Source organism: Streptomyces sp. NBC_01298, from assembly GCF_035978755.1.
Taxonomy (GTDB): domain Bacteria; phylum Actinomycetota; class Actinomycetes; order Streptomycetales; family Streptomycetaceae; genus Streptomyces.
In genome coordinates, this window is the sequence record NZ_CP108414.1 from 2,447,028 (window position 1) to 2,464,202 (window position 17,175).

Below are 17,175 nucleotides of genomic sequence, written 5' to 3' on the forward strand. Positions count from 1 at the left end.
ACTCCCAAGGCTGAATCCAGTATTCCTCCATGCGTGGAAACGCCATGGCGTGGATGAGACAAGAGACGTCAACACGCCACGATCCCGCGAGAGTTCATACAGACGTTACAGTTCCAGTTCTTTGGTCAGACCAAAAGAGATGTTAGGCTGGTATTCCGGCCTTCTCCACCCTCCAGGAGGGAAGCGCCGGTGAGGCAGGAGCGTGCCGTCGCTCCTGCCTCATTTGCGTTCCGGCAGGCCGCTGCGCACACAGTGCGCGCCGATACACCTCCAGCGTCCGCGTGGCCGCGGCCTGCCAGCTCATCGCCCGCGCATGGCGCACCGCGGCCCCGCCCATGCTCACGACGGCCTCGGGATGCTGCGCAAACCACCGCAGGCAGCGGGCGTAGTCCACCGGGTCGTGGCCGGGCACCAGCACTCCGGTCACCCCGTCCCACACGGCCGTCGGCAGTCCACCGACGGCCGCCGCCAGTACAGGGGTTCCGCACGCCTGCGCCTCCAGCGCCACCAGCCCGAAGGACTCGCTGCGCGAGGGCACCACGAGAACGTCCGCCGCCCGGTACCAGTCCGCCAGCTCCGCCTGCGCCACGGGCGGAAGGCACCGGAGTACGTCCGCCACCCCCAGCTCGCGCGCCAGGTCCCAGGGTCCGCCGACCGGTCCGGCGCCCGAGTGTCCGCCGACCACCGGGACAAGAAGACGGCTGCGCAGCGCAGCGTCGGTCCTCAGGAGCTCGGCGACCGCTCTCACGAGGACGTCCGGGCCTTTGAGTGGCTGAATTCGTCCCGCGTACACGGGGATGAAGGACCCGGTGGGCAACCCGAGTCGCGCCCGCGCCGCTGCCCGACCGTCACCGGGGTGGAAGGTGTCCAGATCCACGCCCGGTCGGACCACGTCGACACGAGGTGCCGACGCCCCGTAGAGGCCCCGCAACGCCCCAGCCTCGTCTGCCGTGTTGGCGATCAGCCTGTCCGCAGAGGCGGTGACTTGCTGCTCGCCCCGGATCCGCAGCTCGGGCTCGGGGGTGTCGCCGGCGGCGAGGGCGGCGTTCTTCACCAGGGCGAGGGTGTGTGCGGTGTGCACAAGCGGTATCCCCCAGCCGGCGGCGGCGATGCGGCCGGCCTGGCCGGAGAGCCAGTAGTGGGAGTGGACCAGGTCGTAGCACCGCCGCTCTTTCATCAGCGCCAGCGAGAACGGCACCACCAGACCCGGCATGTCCTCCTTGGGAAGGGCGGCGCGTGGCCCCGCGTGCAGATGGCGGACCCGTACACCCGGGGCGAGGTCGACCTGGGACGGCCGGCCCTCACCGCGACAGCGGGTGAAGAGGTCTACTTCGATGCCTTGTTCGGCGAGAGCGCGGGAGAGCTGAACCATGTAGACGTTCATGCCGCCCGCGTCCCCGGTGCCGGGCTGGTGAAGCGGTGAGGTGTGGACACTGAGCATGGCGACGCGCAGGGACACGTGGAGCTCCTAGGGGAACGGGCCACGTGCCCTGCGCCCGCCGCGTGGCCGGCCGGCGCGCCACGCGGCGAAGGGGGGATCTTGCCGTTTTACTGTCTTGCGTCTGAGGGCCTGCCCGGGGCCGCCCGGTCAGAAGCCGAAAATCGGACCCGACGGTGGGGCCAGCCGACTGCCGGGCGGCAGCGGGGCGAGTGCCGCATCGGATACGGGGCGCCCGGGCGCCGCCTTGAGCGCCGCCGCCAGACGGTCCGCGCCCTCCGGCATCACCGGCCGGGCCCAGGCGCTTAGTGCAGAGGCCACCGCCAGCTGGGCGGACAGGGCCGGAAGGTGACGGCAGTCCGCCGTGGGGCGGCATGTCTCGTGGGCGTTGACGTGGCCGAAGTCGGACACCAAGCGGACGATTTCATCGAGCAGGGCGACCGCCCTGCGGGGATCGAAGGTGTCAGGACCGTACGCCTCGCGCAGATCCTCCACCGCCCTCAGCAGTCGCTGCGCCAAGACCTCCCAGCCTGTGCCACCGGGCAACGCCGCGGGAGCCAAGCCCGCGCTCTCTGCCCTTACCGCCGCGAACAGCCGGGACAGCCAGCTGTTCCAGTTCTCGTCCAACTCCTTTCGGGCAGCATCGAGCCGGTCGGCATGGAACACCGTTCGCCGGCCCAGCGGGCGAGCCTGCAGGACGTGGCGGCGGAGCGTGTCGGACCCGTACTCGGTAAGGAGGTCCAGCGCCCACACCTTGTGATCGGAGCCGGAGACGATGACCTTGTCCTCGATGACGAACGACTCGTTCACACAGAATTCCTGTGGAAGCTTGATGCCCTGGGACAGGAGAATGACCGGCAGCAAGACGGCGTGGCAGAAGGCATGGCCGAACCCGCAGAAGTGGATAGTGCGTTCAGGCAGCGGCCGGTCGTCGCCGTAGCCGAAGAGATGCATCGCGGCTGCCTCGAAGCAGCCGTCGATCCGGTGCTCGGGGAAACCGTCCACCGGGACGCTCAGCCCCCACTCCGCCGGATGCGAAACCGCGATGTCCGGCAGACCGTCCTCGACCAGCGACTCGCACAGTGCGGCGAGACGGGGCGGCAGGCCGGTGGCGGCCCAGTAGTCGGCGAGCGTTTCGCGGAAGGGTTCCAGCGGGATGTAGAGGCGGCGGCAGCGCCGGGGCACTGCCGGGGTGGCACACACGGCGCAGTGGGGCTCCACGAGGTCCCCACCGTCATTGGGGCGGGCGCACTCGTGGCACATCCCGCCGTCGCTGACGGCTGCGCAGTGCGGGCAGGCCCCCGTGACGTGCGCGCCGTACAGCCAACGGCCACACGGCTCGCAGTACGGCAGCATCCTCGTACGCGGGGCGATGACGCCTTCCGCGTGCAGCCGCCGGAAGAGGTCCGCCACCCAGCGGCCGTATCCCCGGTCCTGACGCGGGCGCACGACGTGATCGAACTCGATGCCCGAGCGCAGCCAGTCCGCGGTGATCGCGGCCCGATAGCCCTCGGAGACCTCCTCCGGCTTGCGACCCGCCCGCAGTGCGCGTACGTGTACGGAACTGGTGTGGTCAGCGGTGCCGGTGGTGAACAGGACCGGTTCGCCCTCGGCGCGCAGGTAGCGGGACAGAACATCGGCTGCGACGTACGGTCCCGCAAGGTGACCGATGTGGAGTTCACCGTGCGTGGCGGGCGGGGTCGCGGTGATCCAGAAAGGGGTGCTCATGGGACCTCCTTGACGCTGTGGTGCGAAGTGCTCAGCGAGGCTCGAAATGGAAGGAGCGGATGAAACAGTCACGCGGCTGCTCAACGGCGTAGACGATGCATTCGAAGAGGGCCTGGGTGGTGAGTTTCTCGTCGCGTATCGCGTCGTCCGCCTTGATTCCGTCCCACTCGGCGAATCGCGGGTCGGAAGTGGAGAAGTCGGGGGGATACAGGGAGAACACCCGGACACCGGAAGGCCTCAGTCGCTGTGAAAGGATTTCGGCGAACCCGGCCTGTGCGCTCTTGGCCGTCCAGAACGCCTCGTGCGCCGCCGCCACGGAGGATCCGCCGGCGTCCCGTACGGCGACCATGTTGACGATGTCGGGGCGCTGGGACGACCTCAGAAGCGGCAGGAAGTGTTTCACCATCAGGACCGTGCCGCCGGCCGTGGACTCGATGGTCTCCACGATCGCGTCGTCCGACGCGTCCTCCAGATCGACGGCGTCCAGCCATCGGGCACCGTTGTTGACCAGCAGGTCCACCCGGTCGGTGTGTTCGCCGACCTGGCGGGCGAACTCCCTGATCTCCGCCGGTCGGCTGAGGTCGCAGCCGAAGGCATGGATACGGTCGCGTGCGGACCCCATGACCTCGGCACGGGTTCGCTCGGCCAACTCCACGGTCCGAGCCGAGACGTAGACCTCGGCTCCCAAGTGGGCGAATCCAATGGCGAGCGCTCGGCCGAAATGGCGCGAGGCACCCGTGACTACAACACGCAGATTTTCGAATTTCATTCTTCGCTCGGTCTCCCCGCTGGGATGCGAATGCGGTCGAATTCACGACGCCCGTCCGGTAATCCGGACGGGGGCTCCACATCAGCGTGCCAGAGACGGGAAGCGGGGAGTCCCCCACAAGGGTTGCGCATTCACGCCGTTGCGTGGATACGCCACGGCAGCTCCATCCGTCGGAGAACGGTCGCGCGCTTGTGGTGCACGCTGACCCGGTTGGCCGTGGAGGAGACCGTGACCGGGCCGCCGGGAGTGTCGACGACTCCATCGAGCGGGCGCACGACCGTACCGCACAGCGCGGCCGCCGCGGCGAGGGCAGTGGCACCGGTGAGTGCGAGCGAGGGATGCCAGCCCCCGACGGTGACGGCGCGCACAGCGGGGGTGGCCGCGGAGTAGTCGACAGCAGCGATCTTGGGCAGGGCGGAGTGGGGCGGGTGTCCCAGCACCTCAGCGGCGAGGGCTCGCAGGGCCAGGAGCCGGCGCAGTACCATCTCCCCGGCGGCGAAGAGCTGGTCGCGGCTACGGATCCCCAGGTCGCGGGCGTCCACGAAGACGTAAGGGTTTCCGTACCTGACCAGGGAAACGGGAACGCCGTCGAGCCGGTCGAGAGGCCGGCCCGTGGGCAGCACGCCTGGTGCATCCGGCGCCCGCAAGAAGTGCAGCGTGTAAGTGTCCGGAACCCCTCCGTGAGGCTGTTCCGACACGCACACGACCTCGTCCCCGGTGGTTACGGCCCGCACGGTGACGGGACCGGGCGACCCGGCGGCGGCTACACAGGCGAGCAGGGAGTGACCGCATCCGGTACGGAAGTCGAAACTGCCGTCCGGCATGGCCTGGACGAAGCGATAGTCCAGGTCCGTGCCGGGCGCGCCCGAGGGCCCGTAGAGGGCGATCTTGGCGAGGCGGTCGTAGCTAGACCCCTCCAAGCTCTCCCGAAGGCCGCGGAGTTCCGCATGCAACGCCAGTGCGCCTAGGGGCAGTTCGGACAGCTCCACGACCAGGGTGGGGCCGGGAGCCCCCGCGGCCCTCACCACTGTGGCGATCACGGGACGACCGCTCCGTTCACGCGGCGCATCCGACCGGGACACCCATCCCCCGGACGACTTCGGTCCACAGTTCGTGGGTGGCCAGCGCCCACAGGGTGAGCGCGTCCTGGTCCGAAGGCCGTTCCAGTTGCCGGGCGAGCAAGCGCTGCACCCGGTCGGGCCGGACCTGGCCGCCCCGCAAGAGCCGGTCCGGAGACAAGAGCTCCCGCACGGGCTCGAGGAGGGGACTACCAGGGCTAAGCATCGCGGTCACGGGCAGGGTGAAGGGCTGCTTGGGCCGGTTCAGCACGGTGGCGGGCAGCAGGTCGCGCCCGGCCTCGTACAGCGCCAGCTTCCCGCGTCGAGCGGCCGAAGGGAGGTCCCGGGCGTGCGCGGCGACAGCGGGCTGACAGAACGGCATCCGGGCCTCGACCGCCCACGCCATGCTCAGGTGGTCGACTCGGCGAAGGTGGTAGGCGGGCAGCCGCCAGCGGGTCTCGAACGAAGTGATCGCGGTGAGCCGATCCGTGCGCGCGGAGCGAAGCTCCCGCACTATGCGGTCGGCAGCCGAACCTTCCTCGGCGATGTAGGCCCGGTACGCGGGGGTGTAGAGGTATTCGCGGAGCATCCTGGGTGCCGCGGACAGCGCGTCGGCGTACGAGGCGGCCCAGTCGCCACCCGCAGGGGCCTCCAGGGCCTCCCGCATCCGGGCATATCCACCGAACAGCTCGTCGGCGCCGTCTCCGGTGAGAGCGACGGTGAAGCCGGCCTCTCGTACGGCCCGGAAGAGGGCGTACGTACTCAGGGCGATGGGGTCGGCGTTCGGCTGCCCCAGATGCCGGGTGGCGCGGGTGAGTAGCGATCCCAGCTCCCCGGGATCCAGCGCCACTTCGTGGTGGACGGTCCGGGCCTGCCGGGCGACGGCGCGGGCGTGGATGCGCTCCGAGCCCGGCCATCGGCCCTGGTAGGTGAGATGGAAGGTGTGCAGGGACGGCGCGCCGGTTTCACGCGCGTACTCTGCTGCCAGCGCGGTCACCAGGCCGGAGTCGAGACCACCACTCGTGAGGGCACAGACCGGCACATCGGCTCGGGCGAGGCGTCGCACTTCGCGGCGCAACACGTCCTCGGTGCCGAAGCCGGCCTCTGAGGGCGCCGCCGGCTGCACGGGCCGCCGCCGTACGGCCGGTTCCCGCCCAGGGCTGACGACAGCGGTCGCGCCCGGGGGCATGACACTGATGCCTTCCAGGGCAGTCTGCGTGGAGAAGGGTGTCCGTGTGGCTAGGACCGTGTCGAGGGTGTCAGCGCGAGGAGTGATCCGCACCCCTTCGAAGGCCAGGAGTGCCGGGATCTCGGAGGCGAAGCGGAAGGAGCCGTCCTCGCCCCGGTGGTAGTGAATGGGTTTCATCCCCATGGGGTCGACGGCCAAGACGAGTAGGGGGCTCGCCCGCAGGTCGAGGACGGCCACGGCGAACATCCCATCGAGCCGCTCGGCGAAGGCCGGCCCGTACTCGGCGTAGAGCGCGGGCAGCAGGGTGCCGTCGCACGTGTCGGGGAAGCGGTGGCCGCGGGCCGCGAGCTCGCGGCGGAGGATGCGGTGGTTGTAGATCTCGCCGTTGAGTACGGCGATGATCCCGGGCAAGTGGGGCAGCCGGTAGGGCTGTCGACCGCCACGGAGGTCGGTCACGGCGAGCCGGTCGCACCCGAGCGACCAGCCGGCCCCGCTGAGCACGTCATGTTCGTCGGGACCACCGTGCCGCTGACGGGCGGAGACCGCGGCGAGCTCGCCCGGGTCGGGGCGCGCCGCGCCGGCCGAGAAGGAGCCGAAAATCCTGCACATGCCGGTGCCTCCGGATTCCACGTACATGCGATTAGACCATTTATTTGAAGCTACCAAATTTTTGACTGGCGTAGAAGTGCCATGTCGCAAGTACGCCAGATGAGTTGCCTTGCAAGCCGCCACCAGGCACAACAGGCTGAGTCCATGGAGCACTTCGCGACCGATCTAACAGACCGCAGCGCCCCGGAATCCCTGCTGGTGGTGGCCGCGCACCCGGACGACATCGAGTTCTGTGTCAGCGGCACGGTCATGCGGTGGATCGCCCAGGGCACGACGCGGGTCACGTACTGCATCGTCACCGACGGCGGGGCCGGCGGATACGACGAGCAGCTCCCCCGCCAAGCGATGGGGGACCTCCGGCGAGCCGAACAGGTGCACTCGGCCAAGCGGAGCGGCGTCGAGGACGTCCGCTTCCTCGGCTACCCCGACAGCTTCGTCGAGCCGAGCGTCGAGCTGCGCCGCGATCTGTGCCGGGTGATCCGACAGGTTCGCCCGCAGCGCGCCGTCATCCCCAGCCCGGAGATCAACTGGGCCCGAGTGGCCGACCTTCACCCGGACCATCGCGCGGTCGGCGATGCCGCCCTACGTGCGATCTACCCCGAGGCCCGCAATCCCTTCGCGCATCCTTCCCTCCTCAAGGAGGAAGGACTGGAGCCCTGGATCGTGCCAGAACTGTGGCTGATGACCGGCCCCACGCCGAACCAGTACATCGACGTGACCCCCGTCTTCGAACGCAAGGTCGAGGCTCTGCGGATCCACACCTCGCAGACGGCCCATTTCGACGACCTGGCGGGGCTACTGCGGGACTGGTTGGGGGAACACGCAAGGGCAGCGGGACTGCCGACGGGCCGGATGGCAGAAGCCTTCCAGGTCGTGAAGATCGAATGAGGCCCGGGGCCGTCCGCCTGCCGTGACGGACGGACCGGCTCGGGCTCGTCATCGGTAGATGAGCAGTTCTTGTTCGGTCGCATCCGTGAGTTCGTAGCGGGTCGCGACCAGCGGACGGCCCGAGTAGAGGCGAATCAGCGTGGCCGCGTCGCCTTGGAAGCGGGCCGCGGGCCGTCCCTCGATCTCATTGCCCAAAACCAAGAGACCGTCCAGACCATTGAGTTGTGCGACCAGCCGAGGTGTCCCCCGCTTGCGGCTCGTAATGCGGAGAAGGGGCAGGGCAAGTGTCAGGCTGTCCCCGCTGTAAGCCCCCGACTCCCCGAACGCGTCACGGACATCGCCGGCGTGGACCCACTCCCCCAGCGCCACCGCGTCCAGCGTGCCGTCGCCCGCGGCGATCTCCGGGCCGGCCTCGGTGAAGCCCCGCTCCAACTCGTCAAGGATCTGGGCCAACGGCCAGTGTTCGCGTTCGGCGACGTCCGCCGCGTTGGCCTCGGGGAGGAACACTCCCTCTTCCAATCGTCCTTCGACAATCCGCACCAGGGCCGCCGCGCAGTGGGCGAGCACCTGCCGGGCAGTCCAGCCAGGACAGGCCGTGCGTAGCGCGTATGCCTCCGGGGGGGTTCGACGCAACAGCGGCATCAACGCGTCGCGTTCGGTTCGCAACAGCCGATCCGGAAGCCAAGGGTCACGTATCTCGTCGAGAACTGTCATGGGGCTCAGTAGCGGTAGTGGTCGGGCTTGTAGGGGCCGCTGACGTCCACGCCGATGTACGCGGCCTGCTCAGGGCGCAGGGTCGTCAGCTTCACGCCAAGGGCGTCGAGGTGCAGGCGGGCGACCTTCTCGTCGAGGTGCTTGGGGAGCACGTAGACGTCCGTGGGGTATTCGGCCGGCTTGGTGTAGAGCTCGATCTGGGCCAGGGTCTGGTCCGCGAAGGAGTTCGACATCACGAAGGACGGGTGACCGGTCGCGTTGCCGAGGTTCAGGAGGCGGCCCTCGGACAGCACGATCAAGACCTTGCCGTCGGGGAACTTCCAGGTGTGGACCTGCGGCTTGACCTCGTCCTTGACGATGCCCTCGACGGCCGCGAGGCCGGCCATGTCGATCTCGTTATCGAAGTGGCCGATGTTGCCGACGATCGCCTGGTGCTTCATCTTGGCCATGTCCGCGGCCATGATGATGTCCTTGTTGCCGGTCGTCGTGATGAAGATGTCGGCGATCTCCACCACGTCGTCCAGCGTCGCGACCTGGTATCCGTCCATCGCGGCCTGCAGGGCGCAGATCGGGTCGATCTCGGTGACGATGACGCGCGCGCCCTGGCCGCGCAGGGACTCCGCGGAGCCCTTGCCGACGTCGCCGTAGCCGCAGACGACGGCGACCTTGCCGCCGATCAGGACATCCGTGGCGCGGTTGATGCCGTCGATCAGGGAGTGGCGGCAGCCGTACTTGTTGTCGAACTTCGACTTCGTCACGGCGTCGTTCACGTTGATCGCCGGAAACAGCAGCGCGCCGGCCTGCTGCATCTCGTACAGGCGGTGGACGCCCGTCGTGGTCTCCTCGGTGACGCCGCGGATCTCGGACGCCAGCTCGGTCCACTTCAAGGACGTGCTGTGCAGCAGTTCCAGGACGACGCGCATCTCGTCGTTCTCGGCGGTCGAGGGGTCGGGGATGCTTCCGGCCTTCTCGTACTCGACGCCCTTGTGGACCAGCAGGGTGGCGTCACCGCCGTCGTCCAGGATCATGTTGGGACCCGCGTGCCCGGGCCAGGTCAGCGCCTGCTCGGTGCACCACCAGTACTCCTCCAGCGTCTCGCCCTTCCAGGCGAAGACCGGGATGCCGGCGGCGGCGACGGCGGCCGCCGCGTGGTCCTGGGTGGAGAAGATGTTGCACGAGACCCATCGGACGTCCGCGCCCAGGGCGACGAGCGTCTCGATCAGCACGGCCGTCTGCACCGTCATGTGCAGGGAGCCCGTGATCCGGGCCCCGGCCAGCGGCTGCGCCGCCGCGTACTCGCGGCGGATGGACATCAGGCCGGGCATCTCGTGCTCGGCAAGTGTGATCTCCTTGCGCCCGAAGGCGGCGAGGGAAAGGTCTGCGACCTTGAAATCGGTGAATTCAGCAGGCATGAAGAACGCTCCTTGTGCTCCGGTCGGTGCAATGGGTCGTGGGGGCCGGTACGTGGTTCACCGGCGGCCCCCGGCATTGAAGTAGCTGGCCTCGGGATGGTGGACAACGATGGCGTCGGTGGACTGCTCCGGGTGGAGCTGGAACTCCTCAGAGAGGTGGACGCCGATCCGCTCGGGCCGCAGCAGCTCGGCGATCTTCGCGCGGTCCTCCAGCTCAGGGCAGGCGGGATAGCCGAGCGAGTAGCGACACCCCTGGTACTCGGTGCGGAACATTCCCTCCATGGACAAAGGGTCGGCCCCTTCGATACCGAGTTCGCCCCGCACCCGGGCGTGCCAGTACTCGGCGAGCGCCTCGGCCAGCTGCACTGAAAGCCCGTGCAGTTCCAGGTAGTCGCGGTAGGCGTCCGCCTCGAAGAGGCGGGCGGTCTCCTCGCCGATCCGGCTGCCGACGGTGACAACCTGGAAGCCGACGACGTCGATCTCCCCCGATTCCTCGGGGCGGAAGAAGTCGGCGAGGCACAGGCGGCGGCCGCGGCTCTGGCGGGGGAACGTGAACCGCGTCCGCTCGCCTCCGTCCTCGTCAAGGACGATCAAGTCTTCGCCCTTGGACACGCAGGGGAAGTACCCGTAGACGACCGCCGCTTCAAGCAGCTGATCGGTGTGCAACCGGTCCAGCCAGCCACGCAGACGCGGTCGGCCCTCCGACTCGATCAAGCCAGCGTCCTTGAGGCCCCACTGGCCCTTGAAGAGGGCGCCTTCGTCGAGCCAGGAGGCGTAGTCCTTGAGCGGGATGCCCTTGACCACGCGGGAGCCGAGGAATGGCGGCTCGGGTACGGGGGCATCGACTGCAACGTCGGAGCGGCCGACGACCTCGGGTTCACGTACATCGAGCAAGGGTTTCCGTTGTGGTACTCGACGTTGCTTGAGCGGGGGCAGGCCCGCTCCGGGGACTCCGCGCTTGACCCCCATGAGGGCGTCCATGAGGCGCAGGCCCTCGAAGGCGTCGCGGGCGTAGCGGACCTCGCCCTCGTAGATCTCGTGGAGGTCCTGTTCGACGTAGGCACGGGTGAGGGCGGCGCCGCCGAGGATGACCGGGTAGTCGGCCGCCAGCTTGCGCTGGTTGAGCTCCTCCAGGTTCTCCTTCATGATCACCGTGGACTTGACCAGCAGGCCGGACATGCCGATGACGTCGGCCTTGTGCTCGGCGGCGGCTTCGAGGATCGCGGAGACCGGCTGCTTGATGCCGATGTTGACCACGTTGTAGCCGTTGTTGGTCAGGATGATGTCGACGAGGTTCTTGCCGATGTCGTGGACGTCGCCGCGGACGGTGGCCAGGACGATGGTGCCCTTGCCCTCGTCGTCGCTCTTCTCCATGTGCGGTTCGAGGTGGGCCACCGCGGTCTTCATGACTTCGGCGGACTGCAGGACGAAGGGGAGCTGCATCTGGCCGGAGCCGAACAGCTCGCCGACGACTTTCATGCCCTCCAGGAGGGTGTCGTTGACGATGTCGAGGGCGGGGCGGGTCTGGAGGGCCTCGTCGAGGTCGGCGCCCAGGCCGTTCTTCTCGCCGTCGATGATGCGGCGCTGCAGGCGCTCGTCCAGCGGCAGGGCGAGGAGTTCCTCGGCGCGGCCGGCCTTCATCGACTTGGTGTTGACGCCTTCGAAGAGGGCCATCAGCTTCTGCAGCGGGTCGTAGCCCTCCGCGCGCCGGTCGTAGATCAGGTCGAGGGCGACCTTGACCTGCTCCTCCTCCAGGCGGGCGATCGGCAGGATCTTGCTCGCGTGGACGATCGCCGAGTCGAGGCCGGCCTTGACGCACTCGTCGAGGAAGACCGAGTTCAGGACGATACGGGCGGCCGGGTTGAGGCCGAAGGAGATGTTCGACAGGCCCAGGGTCGTCTGGACGTCGGGGTGGCGGCGCTTGAGCTCGCGGATCGACTCGATCGTGGCGATGCCGTCCTTGCGGGACTCCTCCTGGCCGGTGCAGATGGTGAAGGTCAGGGTGTCGATGAGGATGTCCGACTCCAGGATCCCCCAGTTGGTGGTGAGGTCCTCGATGAGCCGCTCGGCGATGGCGACCTTGTGCTCGACGGTCCGGGCCTGGCCCTCCTCGTCGATGGTCAGCGCGATCAGCGCCGCGCCGTGCTCCTGGGCGAGGGCGGTGACCTTCGCGAAGCGGGACTCGGGGCCGTCGCCGTCCTCGTAGTTCACGGAGTTGACGACAGCGCGTCCGCCGAGCTTCTCCAGGCCCGCCCGCAGAACGGGAACCTCCGTGGAGTCCAGCACGATCGGCAGGGTGGAGGCGGTCGCGAAGCGGCCGGCCAGCTCTTCCATGTCGGCGACGCCGTCGCGGCCGACGTAGTCCACGCACAGGTCGAGCATGTGCGCGCCCTCGCGGATCTGGTCGCGGACCATCTCCACGCAGTCGTCCCAGCGGGCTTCGAGCATGGCCTCGCGGAACTTCTTCGACCCGTTCGCGTTGGTGCGCTCGCCGATCGCCATGTACGAGATGTCCTGCCGGAACGGCACCGTCTGATACAGCGAGGAGGCACCCGGCTCGGGACGCGGATCCCGCGCCACCGGGCTCAACCCACGCACCCGCTCGACCACCTGACGCAGGTGCTCCGGCGTGGTGCCGCAGCAGCCGCCGACCAAGGAGAGCCCGTACTCGCGGACGAAGGTCTCCTGGGCGTCCGCCAGCTCAGTCGCCGACAGCGGGTAGTGCGCGCCGTTCTTGCCCAGCACGGGCAGGCCCGCGTTGGGCATGCAGGACAGCGGGATACGGGAGTTCCGCGCGAGATAGCGCAGGTGCTCACTCATCTCCGCCGGACCGGTCGCACAGTTCAGACCGATCATGTCGATACCCAACGGCTCCAAAGCCGTCAGCGCCGCGCCGATCTCTGAACCCAGCAGCATCGTGCCGGTCGCCTCAACCGTCACCTGCACGATGAGAGGCAGGTCTCCCATTCCGCACCATTCCAGCGCCCTGCGCGCGCCGATGACGGCCGCCTTCGCCTGAAGGAGGTCCTGCGAGGTTTCGACCAATAGCGCGTCCGCGCCGCCTCGGATCAGACCCTCGGCATTCGCCTGGTACGCCTCACGCAAGGGCTCGTACGCCACGTGCTTGAGCGTGGGCAGCTTGGTGCCGGGGCCCATGGAGCCCAGGACCCAGCGGGGCCGTCCATCTTTCGCCGTGAACGCATCCGCGGCTTCGCGGGCGATGCGCGCTCCGGCCTCGGACAGGTCATAGACCCGGCCCTCCACGCCGTACTCGGCGAGTGCGGAGAGGTTGGCCCCGAAGGTGTTGGTCTCGACGCAGTCCACACCCACCGCGTAGTACTCGTCATGGACCGACCGGACGATGTCGGGCCGGGTGACATTGAGGATCTCGTTGCAGCCCTCGAGACCCATGAAGTCGTCGAGCGTCGGATCGGCGGCCTGGAGCATCGTTCCCATCGCCCCGTCGGCCACCACGACCCGCTGCGCCAGCTCCTCCCTCAGAGACCGTCTCATGCCAACTCCCGGAGGTGTGCGGTCAGCTCCGTCTCGTACCGGCAGCCGTACCCCATGCCGAGCAGGGTGAGCAACGATTCGCCGGACAACCGGTACTCCTGCGTACCCACGGATGCGAGGACGGTCGCAGCGACCGCACAGCCCAGCTGAGCCGCGCTCCGCTCGGACACACCCCACGCCGTTGCGGCGAGGAACCCGGCTCGGAACGCGTCGCCGACACCGGTGGGGTCGACGACTTCCTCGACCTCGACCGCGTGCACGGTCAGCGGCGTGGTGCCCGCAGTTTGGATTCGTACGCCACCCTCGCCGTGGGTGGTCACCCAGGAGCCGACCCGCCGCAGGATCTGCTCCTCGGTGAGCCCGGACTTCTCGCACAGCAAGGCTGCTTCGTACTCGTTGGTGAACAGCCGGCTCGCACCGTCCACCAGCTCCCGAACCTGCGGCCGCTCCAGTCGCGCCAGCTGCTGGGACGGGTCCGCAGCGAAGGGGATGCCCAGCTCACGGCAGGTCCGCGTATGGCGGAGCATGGCCTCGGGGTCGTCGGGCGAGATCAGCACCAAGTCGGGGCGACCGGCCCGTGCGACGACGTCGCTCAGATCGATCTCGCGGGCCTCTACCATGGCCCCCTCGTAGAACGTCGCGATCTGGTTCTGGTCCCGGTCGGTGGTGCAGACGAAACGCGCGGTCTGGCACGTCTCGCTGACCCGAACGGAGTCGGTGTCGACGCCGTGCTCCTTGAGCCACACCCGGTACGGATCGAAGTCTCGACCCACAGAGCCCACCAGGACAGGCCGCAGTCCCAGCGTTCCCAGACCGAACGCGATGTTGGCCGCTACTCCGCCGCGTCGGAATTCCAGGTTGTCGGCGAGGAACGACAGGGATATCCGGTCCAACCGGTCCGCGAGCAGCTGCTCGGCGAACCGGCCGGGAAAGGTCATCAGATGGTCGGTCGCGATGGATCCCGTCACAACGATGCGCATGTCAGACCCCAACGGCCCGGCGAAGGGCGTCCACGCGGTCGGTGCGTTCCCAGGTGAAGTCCGGCAGCTCACGGCCAAAGTGGCCGTACGCGGCGGTCTGGGCGTAGATCGGGCGCAGCAGGTCCAGATCGCGGATGATCGCGGCCGGCCGAAGATCGAAGACACTCGACACGGCTTCCTGGATGCGCTCGTCCGGCAGTGTTCCCGTGCCGAAGGTCTCGACGAAGAGGCCGACGGGCTCGGCCTTGCCGATGGCGTACGCGACCTGGACCTCGCAGCGCGAGGCCAGGCCCGCGGCGACCACGTTCTTCGCCACCCAGCGCATCGCGTACGCGGCGGAACGGTCGACCTTGGACGGGTCCTTGCCCGAGAAGGCGCCGCCACCGTGACGCGCCATCCCGCCGTACGTGTCGATGATGATCTTGCGACCGGTCAGGCCGGCGTCGCCCATCGGGCCGCCGATCTCGAAGCGCCCGGTCGGGTTCACCAGTAGTCGGTAACCCTCGGTCTCCAGCTTGATGCCGTCCTCGACGAGCTGGTTCAGCACGTACTCCACGACGAACTCACGGATGTCCGGGGCCAGCAGCGCGTCGAGGTCGACGTCGGCTGCGTGCTGGGAGGAGACCACCACCGTGTCCAGGCGCACCGCCTGATCGCCGTCGTACTCGATGGTGACCTGCGTCTTGCCGTCGGGGCGCAGGTAAGGGATGACCCCATCCTTGCGGACCTCGGACAGCCGGCGCGAGAGCCGGTGCGCGATGTGGATCGGCAGCGGCATCAGCTCGGGCGTCTCGTCACAGGCGTAGCCGAACATCAGGCCTTGGTCGCCCGCTCCCTGCTTGTCGAGCTCGTCACTCGGCCCCGCGCCTCCGACACGCTTCTCGAATGCGGTGTCGACGCCCTGGGCGATGTCGGGTGACTGCGCCCCGATGGACACCGACACCCCGCAGGAGGCACCGTCGAAGCCCTTCTTCGAGGAGTCGTAGCCGATGTCGAGAATGGCCTCACGAACGAGGGCGGCTATGGGGGCATAGGCCTTGGTCGTCACCTCGCCGGCTATGTGGACCAGGCCGGTGGTGATCAGGGTCTCCACAGCCACCCGCGAGGTGGGGTCCTCACGGAGCAGCGCGTCGAGGATCGTGTCACTGATCCGGTCGGCGATCTTGTCGGGATGCCCCTCGGTCACCGACTCTGAGGTGAACAGCCGCTTGCTCATGCCTGCCCCACCTCGACCGGGAAGAAGTGCGACTCGATGGCGGCGAGGGTGCGGATCTCGTCCACTTCCAGGGCCTCCATCTGGATGGACCGACCGCTCTGCTGCTCCAGCAGGAAGACGAACTCCACGAAGGACAGCGAGTCGATGAGCCGGTTCTCGATGAGGTCCAGGTCGGAGGCGATGTCGTCACGCTCCGTGTGACGGGCGAGGAGCCAGTTCTTCACCTGCTGCAGACCGTCGGACATGGTTGTTCTCCTTGAAGTGCTTTGTATGGATGAGGTGTTGGTTGCGCGGGCGACGCTGAGAGCACCGGCTGGGTCCGGAAGGCCCGGCGTGAGGGGGTAGCCCGCCGAGCCGGCATGGAGCACCGGGGCAGCCACGGCTACCGCGTAGTCCACGTCATGGCTGATGGACACGGTGATCTCGGCGATGCCGGACTCCGCGGCCATCTCGGCCGCGCCCCGGCGGAGCTCGACGAGGGGCCAGCCCCCTTCGGAACGCCGAACGACGATGTCGAGCCAGGGGAGGAATTTGCCCCGGACGCGGAGGGTCTTGAAGGCTGCCTCCTTGGCCGCTATCCGGCCGCACAGACTCAGTACGTCGAGCCCGGAGGCCGTTCCGCAGTCGGCGAGTTCGCCTGGGGTGAGCATCCGCTCGAAGAAGTCCTCGCCGTACTCGGCGAGCAGTCGTCGGACACGGGTGACGGACACGATGTCCATGCCTAGATTCGCCCAGCCCAGGCCGCCCGCCGGCGGGGCGACGGGTCGGGTCGGCACGTCAGATCGCCGGCCCGGCCGCGTTCGCGCGCAGGACGGCCTCGGTCGCCGCCCCCCAGCTGCCGTGGCGCCTGGTCAGCGCGGACAGCCAGCGTTCGAGGCCGAACGCGGCGCAGCTGGTGAAGGCCGGGCTGCCGCTCGACTCCAGCGTGATCTCGCAGCGGTCTCCGAAGAAGTTGCGGTGGGTGTTGACCGAGGCGATCGCCAGGTCCTCGTACAGGAACTCGTGCTTGACCGGGGTGAGGCGCTGGAGCACCGCCTTCGAGCTGCCCTTGTCGAAGAACGGGTCGCAGGCGGCCTCCTTGCGCAGAGGCAGGTCCAGCGCCTCGGCGAAGGCCTGGATGCGCGAGGTGAAGCGGGTGAGGTGGGACTCTGCGTGCTCGCGGGTCCCGATCGCGACCACCTCCCGCATGCGGAAACCGAGTTGCCGGCGCAGGCCCTCGTAGTGCTCCTCCTTGCGGAAGCACCAGCCGACGACGGTGATCAGGGTGTCGTCCGCGACCTGGCGACCCTGGTGGTCGATGTAGACGGCGTAGCAGGACGCGGAGGGGAGTCCGAGGGCCGCCGGCTGGAGGGCGGTGCAGGGGAAGCAACCGCTGTCCGTACAGAACTCGTCGGTCTCCCGTGCGGACAGGTCGAGCGGGGCGGCGACGACGGCCTGGTGAGGGAAGTTGTCGTAGTAGTCGAGCCGGGCCAGGTCGGCGGCCGGCAGCAGCGGAGGCATGGTCATCGGGCGGGCGCCCGCGCTCACACCCCAGCCCTCGAAGGTGTCGTCGAGGAGCCGCAGCAGGGCGGTTCCCTCGGGACCGAGGGACGGCAGGCCCCTCGATTCCCCGACGCTCGCAGGGGTTGTTGTAACGGTCATGGTGGAGTCACCTCTCGGAC

13 protein-coding genes are annotated in these 17,175 nt (G+C 68.6%); 1 reads left to right on the forward strand and 12 read right to left on the reverse strand.

The window, feature by feature from the left end; genetic code table 11:
* Positions 1–142: 142 nt before the first annotated feature.
* The 5 genes from mshA to asnB all read right to left on the reverse strand — a co-directional run bounded on the left by mshA (position 143) and on the right by asnB (position 6,791).
* The gene (gene mshA / locus OG730_RS11030; RefSeq protein WP_327309218.1) at positions 143–1,441 is read right to left on the reverse strand and encodes a D-inositol-3-phosphate glycosyltransferase; all 1,299 of its coding nucleotides are present in this window, start codon (positions 1,439–1,441) and stop codon (positions 143–145) included.
* A gap of 147 nt (positions 1,442–1,588) precedes the next feature.
* The gene (locus OG730_RS11035; protein WP_327304087.1) at positions 1,589–3,166 is read right to left on the reverse strand and encodes a class I tRNA ligase family protein; all 1,578 of its coding nucleotides are present in this window, start codon (positions 3,164–3,166) and stop codon (positions 1,589–1,591) included.
* A gap of 31 nt (positions 3,167–3,197) precedes the next feature.
* A complete protein-coding gene (locus OG730_RS11040; RefSeq protein WP_266903808.1) occupies positions 3,198–3,935 on the reverse strand; it encodes an SDR family oxidoreductase in 738 nt (245 codons plus the stop codon).
* A 131-nt stretch (positions 3,936–4,066) separates the two neighbouring features.
* A complete protein-coding gene (locus tag OG730_RS11045; protein ID WP_327304088.1) occupies positions 4,067–4,975 on the reverse strand; it encodes a PrpF domain-containing protein in 909 nt (302 codons plus the stop codon).
* A gap of 16 nt (positions 4,976–4,991) precedes the next feature.
* Positions 4,992–6,791 carry an asparagine synthase (glutamine-hydrolyzing) gene (gene asnB, locus OG730_RS11050; RefSeq protein ID WP_327304089.1) on the reverse strand — a complete coding sequence of 600 codons (1,800 nt, stop codon included), beginning with the start codon at positions 6,789–6,791 and terminating at the stop codon, positions 4,992–4,994.
* 144 nt (positions 6,792–6,935) lie between these two features.
* On the opposite strand from asnB, the gene OG730_RS11055 reads away from it, so the two are divergent.
* Positions 6,936–7,679, forward strand: a complete 744-nt coding sequence (locus tag OG730_RS11055) for a PIG-L deacetylase family protein (protein ID WP_327304090.1) — start codon at positions 6,936–6,938, stop codon at positions 7,677–7,679.
* Positions 7,680–7,727: 48 nt separating this feature from the next.
* Here OG730_RS11055 and OG730_RS11060 read toward each other — a convergent pair whose 3' ends face one another.
* Genes OG730_RS11060 through OG730_RS11090 form a run of 7 tightly spaced genes read right to left on the reverse strand, consistent with a single transcriptional unit; the run spans position 7,728 to position 17,155 of the window.
* On the reverse strand, positions 7,728–8,393 hold the full coding sequence (locus OG730_RS11060; protein WP_327304091.1) for a maleylpyruvate isomerase family mycothiol-dependent enzyme: 666 nt from the start codon (positions 8,391–8,393) through the stop codon (positions 7,728–7,730).
* 5 nt (positions 8,394–8,398) lie between these two features.
* Entirely contained in the window at positions 8,399–9,805 is a 1,407-nt protein-coding gene (gene ahcY / locus OG730_RS11065) for an adenosylhomocysteinase (RefSeq protein WP_327304092.1), read from the reverse strand.
* A 57-nt stretch (positions 9,806–9,862) separates the two neighbouring features.
* Entirely contained in the window at positions 9,863–13,318 is a 3,456-nt protein-coding gene (metH, locus tag OG730_RS11070) for a methionine synthase (RefSeq protein ID WP_327304093.1), read from the reverse strand.
* Entirely contained in the window at positions 13,315–14,298 is a 984-nt protein-coding gene (locus OG730_RS11075) for a carbohydrate kinase family protein (RefSeq protein ID WP_327304094.1), read from the reverse strand. Before OG730_RS11075 ends, metH begins: the two co-directional genes overlap by 4 nt.
* Position 14,299: 1 nt before the next feature.
* Entirely contained in the window at positions 14,300–15,514 is a 1,215-nt protein-coding gene (gene metK / locus OG730_RS11080; RefSeq protein ID WP_266903816.1) for a methionine adenosyltransferase, read from the reverse strand.
* Entirely contained in the window at positions 15,511–16,233 is a 723-nt protein-coding gene (locus OG730_RS11085) for a 4'-phosphopantetheinyl transferase superfamily protein (RefSeq protein WP_266903817.1), read from the reverse strand. The genes metK and OG730_RS11085 overlap by 4 nt, the downstream gene beginning before the upstream one ends.
* A gap of 58 nt (positions 16,234–16,291) precedes the next feature.
* Complete coding sequence (locus OG730_RS11090) at positions 16,292–17,155, reverse strand: class-II aminoacyl-tRNA synthetase family protein (RefSeq protein WP_327304095.1); 864 nt, start codon at positions 17,153–17,155, stop codon at positions 16,292–16,294.
* Positions 17,156–17,175 lie beyond the last annotated feature (20 nt).